15 protein-coding genes are annotated in these 21,076 nt (G+C 63.3%); 7 read left to right on the top strand and 8 right to left on the bottom strand.

The annotated features are described in order from the left end of the window. Positions 1 to 13: 13 nt before the first annotated feature. From DDZ17_RS17190 to DDZ17_RS17175, 4 genes are all read right to left on the bottom strand, one after another. Positions 14 to 1,513 (bottom strand): sulfatase family protein, encoded by a 1,500-nt coding sequence (locus DDZ17_RS17190; protein ID WP_206613577.1) that lies wholly within the window; start codon positions 1,511 to 1,513, stop codon positions 14 to 16. A gap of 64 nt (positions 1,514 to 1,577) precedes the next feature. Continuing rightward, complete coding sequence (locus DDZ17_RS17185) at positions 1,578 to 3,032, bottom strand: sulfatase-like hydrolase/transferase (RefSeq protein ID WP_157976701.1); 1,455 nt, start codon at positions 3,030 to 3,032, stop codon at positions 1,578 to 1,580. A 461-nt stretch (positions 3,033 to 3,493) separates the two neighbouring features. Next, complete coding sequence (locus tag DDZ17_RS17180) at positions 3,494 to 5,101, bottom strand: glycerol-3-phosphate dehydrogenase/oxidase (RefSeq protein ID WP_116368189.1); 1,608 nt, start codon at positions 5,099 to 5,101, stop codon at positions 3,494 to 3,496. Between the two features lie 30 nt (positions 5,102 to 5,131). Beyond that, positions 5,132 to 6,019, bottom strand: a complete 888-nt coding sequence (locus DDZ17_RS17175) for a LysR family transcriptional regulator (protein WP_116368188.1) — start codon at positions 6,017 to 6,019, stop codon at positions 5,132 to 5,134. A gap of 124 nt (positions 6,020 to 6,143) precedes the next feature. Between DDZ17_RS17175 and DDZ17_RS17170 the strand changes: the two genes are divergently transcribed. From DDZ17_RS17170 to DDZ17_RS17140, 7 genes are all read left to right on the top strand, one after another. After that, a complete protein-coding gene (locus tag DDZ17_RS17170; RefSeq protein ID WP_116368187.1) occupies positions 6,144 to 7,262 on the top strand; it encodes a citrate/2-methylcitrate synthase in 1,119 nt (372 codons plus the stop codon). Between the two features lie 103 nt (positions 7,263 to 7,365). Beyond that, entirely contained in the window at positions 7,366 to 8,367 is a 1,002-nt protein-coding gene (locus tag DDZ17_RS17165; protein ID WP_170150231.1) for an HlyD family secretion protein, read from the top strand. Then, positions 8,364 to 9,281 carry an ABC transporter ATP-binding protein gene (locus DDZ17_RS17160; protein WP_116368186.1) on the top strand — a complete coding sequence of 306 codons (918 nt, stop codon included), beginning with the start codon at positions 8,364 to 8,366 and terminating at the stop codon, positions 9,279 to 9,281. The genes DDZ17_RS17165 and DDZ17_RS17160 overlap by 4 nt, the downstream gene beginning before the upstream one ends. After that, entirely contained in the window at positions 9,278 to 10,384 is a 1,107-nt protein-coding gene (locus DDZ17_RS17155) for an ABC transporter permease (protein WP_116368185.1), read from the top strand. Before DDZ17_RS17160 ends, DDZ17_RS17155 begins: the two co-directional genes overlap by 4 nt. Before the next feature lie 211 nt (positions 10,385 to 10,595). Further along, positions 10,596 to 11,555 (top strand): alpha/beta hydrolase, encoded by a 960-nt coding sequence (locus tag DDZ17_RS17150; protein ID WP_116368184.1) that lies wholly within the window; start codon positions 10,596 to 10,598, stop codon positions 11,553 to 11,555. Positions 11,556 to 11,747: 192 nt separating this feature from the next. Then, complete coding sequence (locus DDZ17_RS17145; protein ID WP_116368183.1) at positions 11,748 to 13,325, top strand: AMP-binding protein; 1,578 nt, start codon at positions 11,748 to 11,750, stop codon at positions 13,323 to 13,325. Between the two features lie 178 nt (positions 13,326 to 13,503). Then, positions 13,504 to 14,580 (top strand): MBL fold metallo-hydrolase, encoded by a 1,077-nt coding sequence (locus DDZ17_RS17140; protein WP_116368182.1) that lies wholly within the window; start codon positions 13,504 to 13,506, stop codon positions 14,578 to 14,580. A gap of 153 nt (positions 14,581 to 14,733) precedes the next feature. Here DDZ17_RS17140 and DDZ17_RS17135 read toward each other — a convergent pair whose 3' ends face one another. The 4 genes from DDZ17_RS17135 to DDZ17_RS17120 form a co-directional block, all read right to left on the bottom strand. Beyond that, on the bottom strand, positions 14,734 to 15,792 hold the full coding sequence (locus tag DDZ17_RS17135; RefSeq protein ID WP_116368181.1) for a beta-keto acid cleavage family enzyme: 1,059 nt from the start codon (positions 15,790 to 15,792) through the stop codon (positions 14,734 to 14,736). 462 nt (positions 15,793 to 16,254) lie between these two features. Next, positions 16,255 to 18,486, bottom strand: coding sequence for a TonB-dependent receptor (locus tag DDZ17_RS17130; protein ID WP_116368180.1), 2,232 nt, complete (start codon positions 18,484 to 18,486; stop codon positions 16,255 to 16,257). A 138-nt stretch (positions 18,487 to 18,624) separates the two neighbouring features. Then, positions 18,625 to 19,203: an RBBP9/YdeN family alpha/beta hydrolase gene (locus tag DDZ17_RS17125; protein WP_116368179.1), complete on the bottom strand. Its 579-nt coding sequence runs from the start codon at positions 19,201 to 19,203 to the stop codon at positions 18,625 to 18,627. Positions 19,204 to 19,550: 347 nt separating this feature from the next. Beyond that, positions 19,551 to 21,053, bottom strand: a complete 1,503-nt coding sequence (locus DDZ17_RS17120; protein WP_241505932.1) for a molybdopterin-dependent oxidoreductase — start codon at positions 21,051 to 21,053, stop codon at positions 19,551 to 19,553. Positions 21,054 to 21,076: the final 23 nt, after the last annotated feature.

Genomic DNA, 21,076 nt, shown 5'->3' with positions numbered 1-21,076 from the left:
CCTGCCCTGCGCTCTAGCGAATCGAGGCCTCCGGCAGTTCGCGCTTGATGCCCCGGTCGATGGGCATCCGGTCCGGCTGCGCGCCGGTGTCGGCCAACAGCCGGGCCAGGGCGGCGCGCATCCGGGCCAGGTGACGGGCGCTGCCGGCATCGGCGGCCAGGTTGTGCGCTTCGCCCGGGTCGCTGGCCAGGTTGTAAAGCTCTTCTTTATGGCGCAGCGGACCGCCGTCACCGTGGGGGTAGGCCACGTATTTCCAGTCGCCCTGACGAATGCCGCGCACGTTGGGCGTGTAGGGGAATTGCGCCTCGTAGTTGTATTCGTACAGCCACGCCTCGCGCCAGGGCGCACCCGGGTCGGTGAGCAGGCCAACCCACGACATCCCCTGGGCACTCGGCATGTCCGCCCCCAGGGTTAATTCCAGCAACGAGGGGGCCAGGTCGATATTCATCACCTGCTGCGTGACCACCGTGCCGGCTTTGATGCTGGCCGGGTAGCGCACCACCAAAGGCACGCGGATGCTGGCCTCGTGCATGGTGCGCTTGTCGATCATGCCGTGCTCGCCGAACAGGAAGCCGTTGTCCGACGCGAACACGATAATGGTGTTGTCCAGCTCGCCGGCGCGCGCCAGGGCCGCGTACAGGCGCCCGACGCTGTCATCCACCGAGTTGATGGTGGCCAGGTAACTGCGCACAAAGCGCTCAAAATCCGCCACTGCCTCGGGTCGTGTATCCGGGTAGTGTTCGCGAAAGCCGTACAGGGGCCCGTAAATGCCGTGCCAGGTGGACAGGCGTTGGCGAACCCACTCGGGCTTGTCGTCCAGCGCAAAGGCGCTGGCGGGGTAGGGATAGGGAACGTCGTCGTAGCGGTGCGCGTAACGCGGCTCGGGCACAAAGGGGCCGTGGGGCGCCTTGTGGCCCAGCACCAGGGCAAAGGGCTTGTCGCCCTCTCTCTGGGCCAGCCAGTCCAGGGCCATATCGGTCACCCGGTCGGTGTAGTAGCCGGCCACGGTTTTGCGCTCGCCGTTTACGTTGAACCGGGTGTCGTAGTACTGCCCCTGGCCCTTGTGCGTCACCCAGTAGTCAAAGCCGGGGCGGACGCTGTCGTCCTCTTCCCCCATGTGCCACTTGCCGATGTAGGCGGTGTCGTAACCCGCCCGCTGCAGCAGGGCCGGGAAGCTCTCAAGGCTCGCCGGGTAATCGGTAAAGTTGTCGTACACGCCGTGGGTGTGGGTATAGGTGCCCGACAGGTAGGACGCCCGGCTCGGCGAGCACAGCGACGTGCCCACAAACATATTGTCGAAGCGCGCGCCCTCCCGGGCCAGGCGGTCGATATGCGGGGTTTTGATGCCCAGCAGCGGTTTGGAGTGATAACCCACCGCGTCCGCCCTCTGGTCGTCGGTGAGGATGAACAGCACGTTGGGCAGCGCGGCCGCTGCTGCCACTACCACGGGGCCCGTCGCCAGCCCCAGCAGCAGGGCCCCCATTTGCCGGTAATGTCGCCACCGTATACTCACTATGCTCACTCTCCCTTTCAGTATCGAGCCGCCGGATGTCGCTGTTTGGCTGCTCTGGCCAGGCTTACCCACTGGCCACGGCACTGTGCCGGCGCCAGCGGCGCAGGCCGGCGCGCAGCCCGCGATACAACCCCCAGCCGACCAGCGCAAGCAAGCCCAGCGTCAGCAACGCGGTGATGCCCAACGGCACCAGCACCCGGCTGTAGCCTTTTCTGTCGGCTCCCACGCCGCCCATGTGCAGCGGGCGAACGTCCTTGGCATCAATGGCGGCCTGAAAGGCCTCCAGCTGCTGGCGCATTGCACTCACCCGCTCGGGATAGTCCTGCGCCAAGTTGTTGCGCTCGCCCGGGTCGTCCGCCAGGTTGTAGAGCAGGATGTCGTGACTGTACATATTGATGCGCAGCAGGCTATCCAGAAAGCGGGGATAACCCTTGCGCGGCAGCTTCAGCTTCCAGTCACCGTCGCGATAGGCCACGGCGCGCGTGGTGAACGAAGCCAGGTAGTAAAAACCTTCGCTTCGCGCTGCATCGCCACCGCCCAGGCGCGCGGTAAGATCCTGCCCGTCGATCACCCGGTCACCGGGCAGGGCCACCCCCGCCAGGGCAGAAAAGGTGGGGAACCAGTCGAGCATACTCGCGGGCGCGCTGCTCACCTGGCCCGGCGCAATGCCCGCCGGCCAGCGCACCAGAGTCGGCACACGCTGGCCGCCCTCAAAGGTCACCCCCTTGCCATCGCGCAGGGGCCCGGCGCTGCCTGCCTGATCGCGCATCATCAGCCAGGGGCCGTTGTCGCTGGAAAACACCACCACGGTATTGTCGGCAATGCCGAGGGCGTCCAGCGTGTCCAGAATCTGCCCGGTGCTCCAGTCCAGTTCCTGCACCACGTCGCCGTACAGGCCCGCCGCGGAGGCGCCTTCAAACTCCGGCGATGCGTAGATCGGCACATGGGGCATGCTATGCGCCAGGTACAAAAAGAAGGGGCCATTGCGATTGGCCTGGATGAAGTCCAGCGCATGGCGGGTGTAACGCTGGGTGAGGTAGCGCTGGTCGATGGGCGTCCAGTCGATGTCGCGGTTGTGGTAGAAGAAAAAGTTGCCCATGTCGTTGCTGTAGGGCACGCCGTGAAATTCATCAAAGCCCTGGTTCCACGGCATGTAGGGGTCGCGGTGACCCAGGTGCCACTTGCCCACCAGGCCGGTGCGATAACCCACCTGCCGCAATTGCTCGGCCAGGGTGATTTCCGCCGGGGGCATGCCATCCACCGAATCCGCCTGGAACACGTGGCGAATCCCCATGCGCGACGGGTAGCGCCCCGTCAGCAGGCCGGCCCGGGAGGGCGTACACACCGGCGAGGCGGAATAGAAGTCGGTAAAGCGCATGCCGTCCCGCGCCAGGGAGTCGATGCGCGGGGTGGCGATGGTGGTGGAACCAAAGCTGCTGAGATCGCCGTAGCCGAGGTCGTCGGCGAAAATGAAGATGATGTTGGGCGCTGCGGCGGGAGTTGAAGCGGAAGCTGGCACTTGTGCCAGGCCCGGGGCCGCAGCGGTTGCGGTTGCGGTTGCGGTTGCGGTTGCGGTTGCGGTTGCTGACAGCGCGCACACCGGCAGCAGCCATGCCAGCAACGGTACGAGCCTGCGCCGGTTTTGCCGCACTCTGTTATGCGCCCGCCAGGGGAACGCCTTGCGTATCCCGCTATACACACCTGCCCGGACATGTTTTTGCACACCGCCACCCATGATTATTGTTGTTGTGCTGTTGCCTGCGATTGCAGCCTGTCGTTCCCGCCTGTTGCTGCGGCGTGTTGTTATTGCCTTGCGCGCAACGGCATGGAAAAAACCCGGGCCAGCTGGCCCGGGCAAACCGCCTTGCGCTGACACCGCACGCATGCACACCACCTGAGTGTGCGCCGCGCATAATGTAAACGTTTACACAAATTAGCACAGCCACACCACACATCACAAGCCGGGTGTGCATGCCACCCTCAGAGGGTGGCCAGGTACTCCGCCAGCTTTTCCTCGCCGCGCTCGCCGAACAGGATGGCGCAGGCCTCGCGCAGGCCGGGAGCGTCGAGAATTTCCTGCCGGCGCACCACCAGCTCGATTTTGGAGCGCCGGCGCATGAAGTCTTCGAGCTTGACGATCATCTCCCGCCGCGCCGCCAGTTCGATTTCGCAGCGGGTGTACTCCGCGCGCCGTATCAACAACTTGGCCTGGGCAGGGTCTTCGCGAATGTCTTCCAGCAGGCCAAAGGCGGCCTCGCCATAGCGGCGCCAAAAGCGCTCAGACAATGGCTCGGGCGAGCTGGGGTCGGTGAGGGCATCCAGATTCATCAGCTGCGCCTGCAGCATGAATTCGTCGCGCAGTTCTTTGCCGGGCTCGCCGTACCAGCGGTGTTTGGGCATGGGCACATGCACCCCAAGCTCGGCCACCCACTCGGTGATTTCATCGCCCACGTTGAGGCAGTCGGTGAGCTTGCCCCCGAAGATGCTGAGATGGTGCCGCGTGCGGTCGCACTCGATGGCGTGCTTGCGCGACAGCTGCACCCAGTCGGCCTGCCCGTCGCGCCCCTCCACCGCCAGCGGGCGCACGCCAACGCGCTCGGCAATAATGTCCGCTCGCGTCAGGGGCCGGGGCAGGTCCAGCAGGGCGTTGGCATTGGCCAGCACAAAGTCCCGGTCGTCGTCGGTCACTTCCACTTCGGGGCTGTTCACCTGGGTGTCGGTGGTGCCGATGCAGGTTTTCGGGCCCATTGGAATGAGAAAAAACAGGCGCCCGTCGCTGGCAAAAAAAGTCAGCACCCGCTTGTTGTCGGTGATGCGATCCACAATCAGGTGAATGCCCTTGGAAAACAGGTGGCTGTGGCGGGTGTGGATACCATCGCGGCGGTTGTTGGCGTCCACCCAGGGGCCCGCGGCGTTAATCAGCACTTTCGAGCGTATGCTGAATGTCTCGCCGCTTTCGCCGTCGCGGGCCTGGGTGTGCCACTGGCCGTTCTCGAAGGTGGCGCTTTCGGAGGCCACGTAGTTGGCCGCCACACAGCCGTAGTTCAGGCTTTTGCGAATGAAGTTGAAGACAAAGCGCGAGTCGTTGTCGTAGAGGTAGCAGTCGCTGTATTCGAGCCCGCCGGCGGCGTTTTCGGTGTTGATTTCCGGCTCCTGCTCTTCAATGTAGCGGGCGGTGAGGTAGCGCGGGGCTTTGGTGACGCAGCGGCCCATCAGCCAGTACAGCACGCTGCCAAGGAACACAAAGAAGGACCAGAACCGAAAGCCCTTCTGGATGGTGGTGAAAAAGCGGATTTCCTTCACGGTGCTGGGGTAGGCGCGCATCAGGGCGTTGCGCGATTTGCACAGTTTGTTGACCAGCAGGTATTCGTGGCTTTCCAGGTACTTGATGCCACCCCAGGCGAGGTTGGAGGAATTGGAGCTGACCCCGCCGGCAAAGTCGCCGCGATCGATCAGCGCCACCTTCACACCGCGCCCGGCCAGGGCCGCGGCCGACACGGCGCCGTTGATGCCGCCGCCCACAATCAGTACGTCGAAATCCTGCTGCCGTAGCCGCTCTACATTACTGTTGCGAAGACTGATGGTCATCCCTGCCCCTCCGGCGGCGTGGCCTTCACTCTACCGTTGCCAGTGTTGTTCGCACAATGCAATGAAGGCCCGGGCGGCCGGACTCAGCGACAGGTTGGCGCGGTGGTACAACCCCACCCGCTTGTCGATGCGGCCAAAGGACAGGTCGTCCATGATGTGCAGGTCGCGGCAGCGCGGGTGCTCCTTGAGCAGGCGGCGATCCAAGAAGGTCACCCCCATGCCCTGCGCCACCATGTGGATGCGCAGGGACAGGCTGCTGACCTCCCACACGGTGCTGAACTGGTCCCGCAGGCGCTGGATGGAGGGACGCATTTCCGGGTTGTCCAGGGCCGAGGCGATCAGCGGCGTGCGGCGCAACGCCCCCGCATCGCCGGCGATCATGGCGTCGAAGGCCGGGTGGCGCGGGCTGACCACCAGGTGACGGGTGTCTTCATAAAGCGGCACCGTGTGAAAGGCGGACATCTGCTTCTGGAAGGGCCCGAGCCCCAGTTCCACCTGCCCGCCGAGCACCGCGTAGATCATGCTGCGGCTGGGCAGTTCCTGCAGGCGCAGCGTTACAGCCGGGTTCTGTGCGTAGTAAGCGCTTATTAACTCCTGCGCGTGAAAGTAGTTGATGGACCCGCTGATGGCCAGGCTCAGGCGTTCCCTGGCGCCGTCCCGCAGGCGGGCAATGTCCTCCAGGGTCTGCTGCTCCCGCCCCAGCACCTCCACGGCGTGATCGAACACGCGCCGCCCGGCGTCGCTCAGGCTCAGGTTTTTACCGCGCTGTATCAAGGGCAGGCCCAGCTTGGCCTCCAGCCCCGCCACCGCCTGGCTCACCGCCGACTGGCTCAGGTGCAGGGCCTCGGCAGCCCGCCGGAAGCCCCCGGCTTCCACCACGGCGCGGAAGGCGCGCAGTTCGCTGTTCTCCAAACGCATATCAGTTTTACTTATCAATTAATAAGACTGTTTAACTCTACTGATTGAACAGTGAAATTTATACTGGCCGCCGCAACATCGCCCCGCCGCCTGTCACTGGCCGGGCCCCAATGGAGACCCCCTCATGACAACCAACCAAACCCTGGAATCCTTCGACCTCGCCGGCGTGGTGGTGGGCGAAACCGCCATCTCCAACGTGGAGGGCGAGGCCGGCCGGCTGTCCTACCGCGGCGTGGACATCAACGACCTGGTGCAGCGCCCCTTCGCGGAAGTAGCCTGGCTGGTGCTGTTTGGCCGCAGCGCCGACGCCGCCCAGCAGCTGCAGCTGAACCGCTTCCTGTGCGAGCACGCCGACCTGACCCAGGAGGAGTGCGACATTCTAAAGCGCCTGCCCCCGCACCTGCACCCCATGCTGGTGCTGCAGGGCATGGTGCCGCTGATTGAGCTGCCCACCGAGCAGACCCTGGGCCTTGGCCTGGACGCCGAGCAGGGGCTGGTGCTGGCCGCCAAGCTGTCTGGCCTGATCGCCGCCTGGTATCGGGCGGAGCAGGGCCTGGCGCCGCTCGGTGGCGGCCCGGACGACAACTTTCACGCCAACTTCCTGACCCGCCTGCACGGCCAGGTGCCCGATGCCGACGCGGTGAAGATGCTGGACGCCACCCAGATCCTGCAAATGGAGCACAGCTTCAACGCCGGCACCTTTGCCGGGCGTGTCTGCGCCAGCACCCTGGCGCCCATCCAGAGCGTGATTTCCGCCTCCATCGGCACCCTGTACGGGCGCCTGCACGGCGGCGCGGATCAGGCTGCACTGGAAATGGCCCAGGCCATCGGCGAGCCGGAAAAGGCCGCAGCCTACGTGGCCCGCTGCCTGGCGGAAAAAACCAAGATCATGGGCATGGGCCACCGCGAATACCGCACCGTGGACCCGCGCGCCAAGCTGCTAAAGCCCATGGCGACCGAGCTGTGCCACGACGCCGACAGCCGGCGCCTGCTGGACACCCTGATTGCGGTGGAGCAGGCCTGCCAGCAGGAATTTGCCAAGCGCGACAAGGAAATCTGGGCCAATGTGGAGTTCTACAAGGGTGCCGTGTTCCACAGCCTGGGCCTGCCCAGCCACTTCTTTACCGCCATGTTCGCCATGGCCCGGGTGTACGGCTACATCGCCCACTTCCTGGAGTTCAGCCGCGACAGCCGCCTCATTCGCCCCCGGGCGCGCTACGTGGCGGATGACACACCGGCATAGGCAAGCCCGCTTAACAACCCACCCGGCCCGCAAACCGCGGGCCGACTTGCACCCCTCTCATAGCGTGTTATAACTCCGGGACCTCGCCGCCCGGAGTTGCACCATGCCCCGCATCCTGCACACCCGCCTGCACCTTTGCCGTTACCGGCTGTGGCCCGCGCTGCTTACACTGCTCACACTGCTGCTTGGCGCCTGCGGCGGCAACGAGCCAGACCAGGCCCTGGGCACCCTGGAGCGCGACCGCATCATCCTGCGCGCCACCGCCAGCGAGATCATCACCGAACAGCCGCTGCAGGAGGGCCAGCCAGTACGCGCCGGGCAACTGCTAGTGCAACTGGACACACGCAACCAGCAGGCGGTGGTCGCCCGCGCCCGGGCCGAGGCGTCGCGGGCTGCGGCGCGCATGACAGAACTGCGCAACGGCGCTCGCAAGGAAGACATTGCCGCCGCCAGCGCCCAGGTATCCGGCGCCCGTGCCACCCTGCTGGATGCCGAGGCCAGCTACCAGCGGGCCAGCAAGCTGGTGCAGCAGAAGCTGGCCGCCAAGGCCACGCTGGATTCGGCCCTGGCCAGCCGCGACGCCGCCGAGGCCGCGCTGGAAGCTGCCCGCGAGCAACTGCTGCGCCTGACCAACGGCACCCGGCCAGAACAACTGGAGCAGGGCGCCGCCGAGCTGGAGGCCGCCCGTGCGCAACTGGCGCTGGAAGAGCGCCACCTGGACGAACTCAGCGTCACCGCCACCCGCGACGCCTGGCTGGACAGCCTGCCCTGGAATGTGGGCGAACGGGTGCCGGCGGGTGCCACCCTGGCCATCATGCTGGCCAACAGCAGCCCCTTTGCCCGGGTTTACGTGCCGGAACAACACCGCGCGCGCCTGCAGCCGGGCACGGCGTTACCGGTACAGGTGGACGGCATAGACCACCCCTTCACCGGCCGCCTGCGCTGGATTGCCACCGAGCCCGCCTTTACCCCCTACTACGCCCTGAACGCCAGCGACCGCGCGCGGCTGGTGTACCTGGCGGAGTTCGACCTGAGCGACGCCGACACACTGCCCACCGGCGTGCCGGTACAAGTGCTGCTGGATAGCGGCGAAGCCCCCCAGTGAGCGGGCTTGCCATCAGCGCCCGCGGGCTGACCCGCCGCTTCGGCGAGCTCACCGCCGTGGATCACATCGACCTCAGCGTGGAGAAGGGCCGCATCTTCGGCTTTCTTGGCCCCAACGGCTCCGGCAAAACCACCGCCATTCGCATGCTCTGCGGGCTGCTCACCCCCAGCGACGGCAACGTGGAGGTGCTGGGCCGGCGCATTCCCGCCGATGCGGAACCGCTGCGCCGTGAAATCGGCTACATGACGCAGAAGTTCTCCCTGTATACCGACCTCACCACCCTGGAAAACCTGCGTTTTATGGCCCGGGTGTACGGGCTGGGCCGGGGCGAGCGCCGCCGGCGCATAGACGAGGTGCTGGAACAGTTTGCCCTGACAGAGCTGCGCGGCCGGCAGTTGCAGGCCATGAGCGGCGGCCAGCGCCAGCGGGTGGCCCTGGCGGTGGCCACCCTGCACCGCCCCACCCTGCTGTTCCTGGACGAGCCCACCTCGGCGGTGGACCCTGAAAATCGCCGTGATTTCTGGGAAAAACTGTTCGACCTGAGCGAAGCCGGCACCACTATTCTGGTATCCACCCACTACATGGACGAGGCCGAGCGCTGCCACCGCCTGGCCATACTGGAGCGCGGCCGGGTGCGTCGCGACGACAGCCCCCAGGCCCTGATGGGGGCGCTGGACGGGCGCGTGGTGGAGGTGAGCGGCAGCGACCTGCGCACCCTGCGCGCCCAGCTGATGGTGCGGCCCGAGGTGGTTTCCGCCGCCCAGCAGGGCAGCCGCCTGCGGGTGCTGTTCGACGCCGGGGCCGAAGCGCCCCTGGAGCAGCTGCACAGCGCCGCGCAGGGCCACACCTGCCAGCTGGCGAGGCCCAACCTGGAAGACGTGTTCATGGCGGCCACCAGCGGCGGGCGCGCATGAGCAGCCCCGGCCGCATTGCCGCGGTGGCGCACAAGGAATTCCTGCAACTGGCGCGGGACCGCATGAGCTTCGGCATGATTGTGATGATCCCGCTGGTGCAGCTGCTGCTGTTTGGCTACGCCATCAACACCATGGTGCGCAACATTCCCATCGCCGTGGTGGACCTGAGCGGCAGCGCCACCGCCCGGGTGATTACCGAGCAGGTGCGGGTGAATCAAGTAGTGGACATTGTCAGCTACCTGCACACCCCCCAGCAGGCAGAGGCGGCGGTAATTGCCGGCGAGGTGCGCGCGGCGCTGATCTTCCCGCGCGACCTGGCGCGGCGCATTGCCAGCGGCGACACCGTGGGGCAGTGGCTGGTGGATGGCTCCGACACCACCGTCAGCCAGGTACTGCTTGGCCTTCGCAACATGCCCCTGCAGCTGCAGGCCGGCGCCCCGGCGGGGGCCTACCAGGCGAGCGAGCCCAGCTTTGAGGTGAGCCTGTTCTTCAACCCGGAGCGGCGCTCGGCGGTGAACATAGTGCCCGGGCTGACCGCCATTGTGCTGACCATGACCATGATCCTGTTCACCTCCCTGGCGCTGGTGCGCGAGCGCGAGCTGGGCAACATGGAGCTGCTGATCACCACCCCCATTCACCCGCTGGAGCTGATGGTGGGCAAGCTGGTGCCCTACACCCTGGCCGGCCTGGTGCAGGTGGCCATCATCCTCGGCCTGGGCCATGTGATCTTCAAGGTGCCCTTTGCCGGGGGCCTCGGCACTCTGGCGGTGGCCACCCTCAGCTTTGTGGCCGCCAGCCTGACCCTGGGCCTGCTGCTGTCCACCATCGCCCGCTCCCAGTTGCAGGCCATGCAGCTCACCGTGTTCATCCTGCTGCCGTCCATCCTGCTGAGCGGCTTTATGTTCCCCTACGACGCCATGCCCGAGGTGGCCCAGTGGATTGCCGAGGCCTTCCCGGCCACCCACTTTGTGCGCCTGGTGCGTGGGGTGGTGCTGCGCGGGGCACAGCTGGAGCAACTGGCCGGCGACATACTCTGGCTGTGCGCCTTTACCGCAGTGGTGCTGCTGGTGGCCACCGCGCGCTTCAACAAGCGCCTGGACTGAACAGCCCGCACAGGTGGCGCAAAATGGCCACTGGCAGGTATCCATTTTTGTACCTGCGGCGCTGCGCATCACGGCGCCAGGGGATATGCTGTCACCCTGCCGTGTGCCCCAAGCCAACACCGGGCCTTCATGCATTCGATTGCCCTTTAGCCACGCTGCAAGCAGCCCTGTAACCCTTTCGATAACCCTGATCAATAAAAAGGCCAACACCATGAGCTACAACTTCGACCCCGAGATTGCCCCCCTGCTGGAATTCATGCCGCCGGTGGACGTGGCCGACCCGGCCGCCGCCCGGGCCGCCTTTGCCGGCGCCACCGCCGCGCTGATTGCCGACCTGGACACCAGTGGCCTGGACATTGCCGACCACGCCGTGCCGGGGTTGAACGGCGCCCCGGACGTGCCGGTGCGGGTGTACCGCCCGAGCACCGCCAGCGGCCCCGTCCCCGGCCTGGTTTACATTCACGGTGGCGGCTTTGTGCTCGGCAGCCTGGACAGCGAGCACGGCATTTGCGCCAACCTGAGCCGCGCCCTGGGCATTGTGGTGGTGTCGGTGGACTACCGCCTGTCGCCCGAAACCGCCTACCCCGGCCCCCAGGACGACTGCTACGCGGCCCTCACCTGGAGCGCCGCCAAGGCCGGCGAGCTGGGCATCGACCCCCAGCGCCTGGGCATCGGCGGCCAGAGCGCCGGCGGCTGCCTGGCGGCGGCCTGCGCCCTGCGCGCCCGCGACGAGGGCGGCCCCGCCCTGTGCTTCCAGTTTCTGGGCATTCCAGTGCTGGACGACCGCATGGACACCCCCAGCATGCTGCAGTTCACCAACACCCCCTGCTGGGACAGCGGCAAGGCCAAGCTCAGCTGGCAGTACTACCTGGGCGATGGCCTGGCGGCGGGCGATGACAACGTGCCGGCCTACGCCGCGCCGGCCCGGGCCAGCGACCTTGCCGGCCTGCCGCCGGCCTACATCACCACCATGGAGTTCGACCCCCTGCGGGACGAGGGCCTGCAGTACGGCATGCGCCTGCTGGCGGCGGGGGTGCCCTGCGAGCTGCACAATTACCCCGGCACCTTCCACGGCTCCAGCGTGTTCGCCCATACCGCCATCCACCAGCGCGAGCTGGCCGATACCCTGGCCGTGCTGCGCCGGGGCCTGGGGGTCGATAGCGCCGGCTGAAACGGGCGGCGCCTTGATGTGCCCTGCCCGGCGCGCCCGTGCGCGCTGGGCAACACCCCCGGTGAGACGATAGACCACCGAAAACTGGCCTAATTGTCCCTGTCACCCCCCTTCCTGCGGCCCTAGAATCATCCCACAGACAGTGTGTGCTGCCCTGGTAGCGCGCCGACCCTAACAAACCGGGGAGATACCATGAGCCAAGACGCCCTCTACCATCCGCCGCTGATGCCCCACCTGCTGGTGGAAGGCCTGAACCGCTACAACGACGAGCCCTGCCTGTTCCTTGGCGACAAAGTGGCCAGCTACCGCGACGTGCGCGAGCAGACCAGCCAGCTCGTACAGGCCCTGCGCGCCAGCGGCCTGGGCAAGGGCAGCCGGGTGGCGGTGATCTCCACCAACCGGCCCGAGGTGCTGTCCAACATTGCCGCCATGCAGCTGGCCGGTTGCATTGGCACCCCCCTGCACCCGCTGGGCTCGCTGGACGACCACACTTACGTGCTGCAGGCCGCCGAGGTGGATGCGCTGGTGTTCGACCCCACCGCCTTCGCGCCGGTCGCCGCTGCGCTGAAAGAGCGCATCCCCAGCCTCAAGCTGCTGTCCTTCGGCCCGGCGGACTGTGGGGATGACTACCTGGCCCTGGCCGCCGGCTTCACGCCCCAGCCCCTGGTGGCCCCGGATGTGCAGCCCGAGGACACCGCCTCCATCAACTTCACCGGGGGCACCACCGGCAAGCCCAAGGGCGTGATGAGCGCCTACCGCACCACCGCCTACATGACGCAAATCCAGATGACCGAGTGGGAGTTCCCCGAAGAGCTGCGCATGCTCATCGCCACCCCCCTGTCCCACGCCGCGGCGGCCTTCCTGATCCCAGTGCTGCAAAAAGGCGGCGCCTTTTACGTGATGCAGGGCTTCAGCCCCGATGAATTCTTCGACATGGTGGAGCAGCACCGCATTACCGCAACCATGCTGGTGCCGGTGATGCTCTACTTCCTGCTGGATTCCCCGCGCTCGGCCAGCGCCGACATGAGCAGCATGGAAACCATCTTCTACGGCGCCTCACCCATGAGCCCGGCGCGGCTTAAAGAGGGCATCGAGAAGTGGGGCCAGGTGTTCTACCAGTTCTTTGGCCAGTCCGAGGCGCCGATGGTGATTGCCAACATGCGCCGGGCCGAGCACGACCTGTCCAAGCCCGAGCGGCTGGCCTCTTGCGGGCGGCCCTCGCCCTGGGTACACCTGGCCCTGCTGGATGGCGACAACCAGCCCGTGGCACCTGGCGAGCCCGGTGAAATCTGCGTGCGCGGCCCCCTGCTGATGAAGGGCTACAAAGACATGCCGGAGCAGACAGCCGAGGCCTTCGCCGGCGGCTGGCTGCACACCGGCGATGTGGGCCGGCTGGACGACGACGGCTTTCTCTACATTGTGGACCGCACCAAGGACATGATTGTCACCGGTGGCTTCAACGTCTTCCCGCGGGAAGTGGAAGACGTGCTCTCCACCCACCCGGCGGTGGCCCAGGTGGTGGTGGTTGGGGTGCCCGACGAGCGCTGGGGCGAGGCCGTCAAAGCCGTGGTAGTGCTAAAGCCCGAGCAGCAGGCGTCGGAGGCGCTGAGCGCCGAGCTGATGCAGCTGGTGAAGGACGCCAAAGGCTCGGTACAGGCCCCCAAAAGCGTGGACTACGTGGCCGGCATTCCCCTGACCCCGGTGGGCAAGCCCGACAAAAAGGCCGTGCGCGCCAGCTACTGGGAGGGCAGCGAGCGCGGCGTCGGCTGAGCGGCGCTCACTGTGGGCGCTGGCGTGCCCGTCGGCGCCGGATGGGCGCAGCCGTGGGTTGACGTGGGTTGAATAGCCGCACAGTGCCCATCCAAAAGCGCCGGCGGGCGCCCTGCAGGCTGGACAGCCACGCCCCCAACGCCCACCATAGCCGCCTCTGATCCCAGCGGACCCCACCATGCTTAACGACCCCAGCGAAACCTTTCGCGGCCTGACCTACCCCTTCGGCCGCAAAGCCAACCCCGCCCCTGGCCAGCCCGAGCAAATCGCCCCCGGGGTGTACTGGGCGCGCTTTCCCATGCCCATGTCGCTGGATCACATCAATATCTGGCTGCTGGAAGACGGCGACGGCTGGACCGTGGTGGACACCTGCCTGAACCTGCCCGACAGCCAGAAAATCTGGGAGCAGTTGTTCAGCGGCTTCATGGCCGGCAAGCCCGTCACCCGGGTGATCGTCACCCACATGCACCCGGACCACATTGGCCTGGCCGGCTGGCTGGTGGAGCGCTTTGGCTGCGAACTGTGGATGACCCGCGACGAATTCCTGATGTGCCGGGCCATGGTGGGCGATACCGGGCGCCCCGCGCCCGAGGTTGCCATCCGCTTCTACCACGCCGCCGGCTATAACGAAGAACAGTTGCAGAACTACCGGGAAAAATTCGGCGGCTTCGGCAAGGCCGTGTACACCCTGCCCGACAGCTACCGCCGCCTGACCGACCGCGAAACCCTCACCATCGGCGATCGTTACTGGCAGGTGATCGTCGGCAGCGGCCACTCACCCGAGCACGCCTGCCTGTACTGCCCGGGACTGAAACTGCTGATCTCCGGCGACCAGGTGCTGCCGAAAATCACCCCCAACGTCAGCGTGTTCCCCAACGAACCCCACGGCGACCCCATCTCCGAGTGGCTGGATTCCTGCAACCGTATCCGCGCCATGCTGCCCGACGACCTGCTGGTGCTGCCGGCCCACGAGGCGCCCTTTTACGGCCTGCACACCCGCCTCACCCAGATCATCGAATCCCACAAGCGCGACCTGGCCACCCTGTACGACTACCTGAGTGAGCCCCGGCGTGCCGTGGACTGCTTCCCCGCCCTGTTCAACCGCACACTGGAAGGCCACAACTTTGGCCTTGCCACCGGCGAAACCATGGCCAACCTGAACTGCTTGGTACGCCGACGCCAGGCAACCTACGAACTGGATGACCAGGGTGTGAAGTGGTACCGGCAGCTGCCAGAGGGCGCCGCCTTCGACTAGGCGGGCCCTCCCAATGCCCGGCAATACACGCAAAGCAGAACGTCGCGTTGCCTGCGCCGATGCGGGTGCATCGAAACGTTTGAGGGTTTTGGACTGGCTCTAAAAAGGCTGGATCGGCCGGCGCTCAGCTGATACCGGTCAACACCCCCGGCCTCAACCTGTCTTTCGCAGGAAGCCCTGGTTGCCGCCATTGCGGTTCGGTGCAAAGCCATTCGCCTGCAAACTTTCTTCGGCCGTTTCATAGAATACGTCGATTCTGCTGATCTCACGCGCCTGTTGAGCGGTGGCGATTGGGCGGCCGAATTCATTCGAAATTCGCACCAGTTGCTCGACCTGCTCAACCGTGGACATTTTCTCTGTCTGCGCCTGGTTCCAGAGGTTGTCCTCAATACCACAGCGGACATGAAGCCCCATAGCAATGGCTATCATATTGATTGGCAGCACATTTCGCATTGAGCTCTCCAGCGTTACCACTGCACCGTCTGGTACGGCACGTATGAAGTTGGCCAAACTGTAGATATTTGGCGAGTCCATGCCGCCACCGATCGCCACCCAGTTCATCACGAGGGGCCCCTTGTAGATACCCCGGCGCATCAGCCGCTCTACCGACTCGAAGCTGTTCAGGTTATAACACTGGAAAGCACTCTGGATGCCTGCATCCGTCAAACGCCGCACGTGTTCCTCAACCCACCCAGGCTGAGCCGGCACCGTCATTTCCTTGAAGGCGTTGTAGCCTTCGGGCCCTTCCATTGAAGTACCCCTGACATCCTTATCGTCCCAGTGCTCAACAACATTCATCTGTGATGTATTCACAGTCACTGTGACCTGATCGGGCTTGGGCGTAAGTTCCGCCAGCATGTGCCGCGTATCATCGCTAAGCCATTTCGCCACCTCACCTTTCGTTTCTGGCGCAAAGCTGATTGACCCTCCCACCTGGATAATCATCTCGGGTACGGCCTCACGCACACCGGCAATCAATTCATTGAACTTGGAAAGGCGCTTGCTGCCCGAACCGTCAAGTTCACGCACATGTAAATGCAGCACAGTGGCGCCCGCGTTGTAGCAATCCACCGCTTTTTGAACCTGCTCTTCCATCGTAACGGGGATGTCTTCCGGGAAGTCGGATGGAATCCACGACGGGGCATAGGGGGCTGCGGTGATGATCAGAGGCTGCTGGTGTTCGGGAAAGAGGTGGCCATCAAGAAAGTTCATGGAATCTCCATTACAAGGCTATTAATGAGCGAAAACGCCAGAAAAACCGCGTCGACAATAATTACGTTGCGATCAAGTATAGGAATGCAAGATCGGCTTCGCTTAACATTTGGCGTCAAGCGATTTTCATTTCACGACATAGCGCCGCGACGAAAAAACAAAGAATAAGCGTTCATTTAAGGCCCTTCTTCTATAAAGGCTTCTGTTCTGAAGCATCAAAAAGCCGACGGTATAGTGTATAGAGCGTTGGTATGGAACACGCCCGCTCAGACCGACCCTGCGGCGTTGAACGCCAGCAGCTTCAGCGCTGCCTCCCGTACGCCGGCAGGACGTATCGGGAGGTGCACTATCATCGACTCAGGGATTGCCGCAGAACCATCCCGCCGCTCGTGCTGGTGCGCGAGCTGACCGGGTTTACCCACATTCACGTGTGACGGCAGCGACAAGAACAAGCACAAGCCATCAGAAGTTATACATAACATCCACGCCGTAGGTCAGTGGCGCGCCGTGGGAACCGCGAATGCCCGCGGCGTTACCGACGACATCTTCGAAGTACTCGTCTTCATCCGTCAGGTTCTTGCCCCACACTGCCACCTGCCAAGTCTCTGATGGACTTACATACGTGGCGCGAGCACTCAGCAAACCGTAGCCCTCTTGAATCAGAGCGTTCGAACTTGGATGCGCCACAAAGTCGTAGTTGTAGTCGTCCTTATAGGCGTAGGTAAGTACCACCGGTATCCGCGCATCACCCGCGCTGAACTCATAGCTCACGGAGGCAAAGGCCGACCAGTCGGGCGCACGCAGTAGGCTCTCTCCGTCCGCATCAAAGGCCACCGTCGTCATACCAGGTCTACCGGGAGTGACTACATTGTTGAAAATGTTGGCAGACGCGGCAAAGTCCTGATACTCGGAATCGAGCAGATTCAACCCTGCGGTCAGGATCAGGCGATCGGTGGGCAACCAGGTGATGTCGAGATCAAGGCCCATTACCTCCGCATTAGCGGCATTTTCGGTTACGTTGAAAACAGCCCCGTTGTCGTCGGCAACGCCACGTGTAACCTGGAGATCCTGATAATCGTAGTAGAACAGGGCACCATTGAACCGCAGGCGCTGGTCCAGTAACTCGGTTTTCCAACCCAGTTCAATCATGTCGAGAATTTCGGGATCCAGCGCCGCCTGTGCTTCGCCAGTGAGTGGATTGGGTGTGCTGGCGGGGTAGTTGAAACCACCGCTCTTGAAGCCGCGGGCATAGCTCAGGTAAGCCATGCCAACATCAAAGTTGTATTCAAGTGTGAGCTTTGGAGTGAATTCGTTCCAATCTGCTTCGTCGTCAAAGGGATAGGGCACCAGGCTGACGACGCCTGTGGAACTTGGCGCCTTTACGGCCACTTCTTTCTCTTCGCTGCTGTAGCGGCCGCCCAGGGTCAGCGACCAGGCTTCGTTGAAGTCGTAAGTCAACTGGCCGAAGCCCGCATAGGCGGTAGTAAGCGATGACTGATTTCCCTGAGTGAAGATTGTTTCGGTACCAAGCAAGTCCTGCAACCCCACCTCCAGTTCGAACAGGCGGTTGTTTTCCCGAAAGTAGTAAAGTCCGACAATCCAGTTCCAGTCACCGCCAGTGTTAGACAACCACTGGAGTTCCTGTGAGAAACTCTCCGCAGCCTGCGGTACACGGTAGGCATCGCTGTCGCGCCTACTGGTGCCATCGGCATCGACAGAGGCAACCAGGTCAAAATCCCAATACGTTGTAATCGACGCAAAATCAAACGCATCAAATACGCCATCCAGCCTTAACGTGGCCGCATAGTCTTCGGAATCAGCCTTTTGGTTAGTCGCCGTATAGACTTCATCCACATCGTTGCCAGAAAGTCCGCCGTTGGCTACCGCGCGGTTTAATCCCGGCGGGCTGATGTCTACCTGATCGGAGCCTTCAAGATCGTTCCGGTTGGAATATTCCAGCGACAGGCGACCGGTCCACGTGTCAGACATATCCCAGCGGAACTTGGCTTTGTAGCTTTGGTAGTCCTGGTCATCCAGTTCAGCAACGCCTCGTGGGTCAAGATTGTCGGCGTAGCCGTCACGCTGCTTAACCAGCCCCGACAGCCTCACTCCCAGGTCGTCGGTCAACGGCACACTGACAGTGCCGGAAAAGCCCCAATGATCATAGTTACCGGCAGTGGCAGTGACTTTTCCCGTCAACTCGTCGTCTACATCCATGGTTACCACACGAATTGCGCCGCCGGTTGCATTACGGCCATACAAGGTGCCCTGCGGGCCCTTAAGCACCTCGATGCGTTCCACGTCTGCAAAGTCAAAGATGCTGGCTTGGGCACGACCTATATAGCGGTCATCCACATAGGTAGCCACACTCGGATCGAGGCCAGCAAAGGCGAAACGGGTCCCCACCCCGCGCAAGTAGATCTGGGCCGATGTGCCGCTATTATTGACCACCAGCCCCGGTGTAATGCTCTGCAGCGCCTGAGTGTCGGTAATACCGAAATCGACCAGTGCCTCGTTTGAAAACGCCTGCAGCGTGACGGGTATATCCTGCAAACTTTCCGCCCGTTTCTGCGCCGTTACGATGACCTCCTCAAGTTGGGCCTGGGCATTTGCAGCAGCCAACGCCAAACCGATGACACTGGCTGCAGTGGTGAGGAACGCCGGGTATTTATCATTGTAATGACAGACGGTCATTTTTCTCTCCTTCCTTCTAATAAGGCAGTTTAAATAAAGTCATCTCAGGCGTTGGCAGCGATTCTTTGCGGTGTGAATAACATCTTCCGCAATGCGGCCTGGCCACGGTGAAGTGGCCGAAAAATCGCAGCCTTCCAACTAGAGGGTGGGCTGGATATCCAGCTGTTCGATAAACGCGTCAGCCTGTGGCCAATCGCCATATCCGGAGGCCGGATTCAAATGACCAACATCACCCAGATTCACCAGCGTTGCCTGCCAATCCCGCGCCATGGACTCAACCGATTCAAAACTGGCCAAGGCATCGTTGGAACTGCCGGCGACGATGCTCGGAAACGGCAGAGGGGTACGCGGCAGAGGTACCCAGCCGTGGACACGCATGGTTTCGGAAGATGGATAAGGGGACGGCCACTCGATTTCCAAATCGGGGGGCGCCACTAACAGAGCCCCCTTGATGGAGCGTTCATACTGCGCTGCCCAGTGCACCGTCATTAGGACGCCTGCGCTGTGGGCCACCAGAATGACAGGGCCGTCAATCTGCTCAAGTGCCTGGGCAATGGCCTGAACACGGGCGCTGCAACTCAGCTTTTCGGTGGTGAGCGGCGTTACGGTACGAACATTTGGCAGGCGATGGGCCAGCAAAGTCTGCCAGTGATTTTCTACATGATCCCGCAACCCGGGGACGATAAGAACGGTCGTGTTTGCATCCAGATTACTCATAGAGACAACCTTTGTCTGAGTATTAGATTGTTATCTGACAGGCTGAGGCGAGGTGTAATCATGAGTGGTTTTACCCCGTCGGGCTTTTCATTTTGCGACACCGGGTTTTCAAATGGCGACAGACCCGGTGGAAGTCGCGGACCTTCCCATGGGCTTTTGGCGCAGCGCCAGGCGTGGTGTTACCGCGTATGTGAAAGGCTGCAATCTCGGCAGCACTGCTGGGGCAATCGTGCTGTAAATAAAGCCACGGGCAGCCTCTACCTACGCCAGGCATTGATTGCCAAGACGCTCTCTGCATCTAGCGGTTCGTTTTGGATAATGGATGTACGCCAACGGCGTGGAAAGGGTCAGGGCCTGGTCGCTTCGGTTATGTATGCTGCCAGAGCGCTCATCTCCGTTTCGGTGAGTTGCGAGGCAAAACTGGGCATAGCACCCACCCCCTGGCTGAGCGCCGCCAAGACCTGTTCGCTACTGGGTCGCAGCGTATCCAGGTTGGGCCCGATCGCCCCCTGGGTGCCTGCCTCATCAAGCCGGTGACACAGGCCACATGAGGGACGGGTTCGCTCCAGGAATAGGTTTCGCCCCTTGCGCGCCAACGACGACAGTTCTACCGAGCCGCCAGTTTGACGACTGGCGTCACGCTCCGCTGGCGCCAGTGGAATTTTATCGTCGATCACAGGGCGGTTTTTTACGACCTGCAGCGTCAGCGCCGCATCATGCCAGGCATTGTGCCCGTAACCCCGCTGGTTCAGATTCGCCATCCTGGGCTGAACGTCGCCCTCTTTATCGGTCGCACGCGATACGAAACGATATTCTCCCGGATTCAAATGGACCTTAAAGGCAAAGCTCCGCCAGGCGTTGGGCCCGAGATCTGGCCCGAGCAATTCCGCCTGCTGCCAATGGTCTCCGTCATCCCCGGACACATCAACGCTGCTGATTCCCCGCTCTCCGGAGAAGGCGACACCATGCAATACCACATCTCCGCTGGCTATCGGATCGCCATCCGCTCCTGGGCCGTTGATCCAGGACTTTACCGGCATGCGCCACATCGAGGGATGCTGCGGGCCACCCGCCTCACCAATGTTTCTGAATCGATAGCCTGACGCTTGAATGTGTGAAGAGGATTCCCGCTCGGTCAGCGAAAGGCGTTTTACCCATTTCACATTGTTCACGCCATAGTAACCCGGCACGATCAGGCGCAATGGACCACCATGGACCAACGGCAGCGGCGAGCCGTTCATTTCCCAGGCCAACAGACAGTCGCGCAGGCCTTTCTCCAAGGGAATCGAGCGCTCAACAACCAACTGATTGGGATCGACGCCGCTCGGCAGCGGCTCGGCTCCGGTGGCAGTGAGAAAACGGGCTTCAGGCGCCGCTCCTCCCAGGGCCTCAACGACGTCTGCCACCCGCACTCCAGTCCAAAGTGCGCAACCGGCAGCGCCAATGCCCCAGGGAGAACCCGAGGGTTGATGCGCGAAAAATGCTCGCCCGTTTCCTGAGCATTGCAGAACCGTTGCAACTACCTGGATCGGCAATTGCTTGAGTTCCCCCAGGGTGAGCCGCCCGGCACGATTGGTCCCCACGATTTCGAAACGCCACTGATCCGGCTTATCGATTATCGATTCGGGCGGCATCGGCAAATTATTGCGTACAAAGAAAGCCGACTGCGGGGTGATGGGCGCTACACCAAAGCTGGATCGACGGGTCTCAAGCGCCCAGGGTAGATCGTTATGGATGATAAAGTCGCCGGCTCGCTTGCCGGCAGGCAACTCGCGGTGCCGCGGGGTAGCGTAAATGGGAGCACTTAGCGGGCCTGCCATTGCAGCGCCGCCCAGCGCCAGGGTCTTCATCAGCTGACGACGGGTCGGTCTGT

This window comes from Parahaliea mediterranea, assembly GCF_003402235.1.
In the GTDB taxonomy this organism is placed as follows: domain Bacteria; phylum Pseudomonadota; class Gammaproteobacteria; order Pseudomonadales; family Halieaceae; genus Parahaliea; species Parahaliea mediterranea.
Note: the sequence above shows the minus strand (reverse complement) of the source record. Positions and strands in the feature narration are given on the sequence as shown.

Bases quoted from the DNA above. Each gene is read 5' to 3' on its own strand.
- DDZ17_RS17180 (WP_116368189.1), bottom strand. From the start codon at position 5,101: ATGACCATCAGTCTTCGCAACAGTAATGTAGAGCGGCTACGGCAGCAG.
- DDZ17_RS17175 (WP_116368188.1), bottom strand. From the start codon at position 6,019: ATGCGTTTGGAGAACAGCGAACTGCGCGCCTTCCGCGCCGTGGTGGAA.
- DDZ17_RS17170 (WP_116368187.1), top strand. From the start codon at position 6,144: ATGACAACCAACCAAACCCTGGAATCCTTCGACCTCGCCGGCGTGGTG.
- DDZ17_RS17165 (WP_170150231.1), top strand. From the start codon at position 7,366: ATGCCCCGCATCCTGCACACCCGCCTGCACCTTTGCCGTTACCGGCTG.
- DDZ17_RS17155 (WP_116368185.1), top strand. From the start codon at position 9,278: ATGAGCAGCCCCGGCCGCATTGCCGCGGTGGCGCACAAGGAATTCCTG.
- DDZ17_RS17150 (WP_116368184.1), top strand. From the start codon at position 10,596: ATGAGCTACAACTTCGACCCCGAGATTGCCCCCCTGCTGGAATTCATG.
- DDZ17_RS17145 (WP_116368183.1), top strand. From the start codon at position 11,748: ATGAGCCAAGACGCCCTCTACCATCCGCCGCTGATGCCCCACCTGCTG.
- DDZ17_RS17140 (WP_116368182.1), top strand. From the start codon at position 13,504: ATGCTTAACGACCCCAGCGAAACCTTTCGCGGCCTGACCTACCCCTTC.
- DDZ17_RS17135 (WP_116368181.1), bottom strand. From the start codon at position 15,792: ATGAACTTTCTTGATGGCCACCTCTTTCCCGAACACCAGCAGCCTCTG.
- DDZ17_RS17130 (WP_116368180.1), bottom strand. From the start codon at position 18,486: ATGACCGTCTGTCATTACAATGATAAATACCCGGCGTTCCTCACCACT.
- DDZ17_RS17125 (WP_116368179.1), bottom strand. From the start codon at position 19,203: ATGAGTAATCTGGATGCAAACACGACCGTTCTTATCGTCCCCGGGTTG.
- DDZ17_RS17120 (WP_241505932.1), bottom strand. From the start codon at position 21,053: ATGAAGACCCTGGCGCTGGGCGGCGCTGCAATGGCAGGCCCGCTAAGT.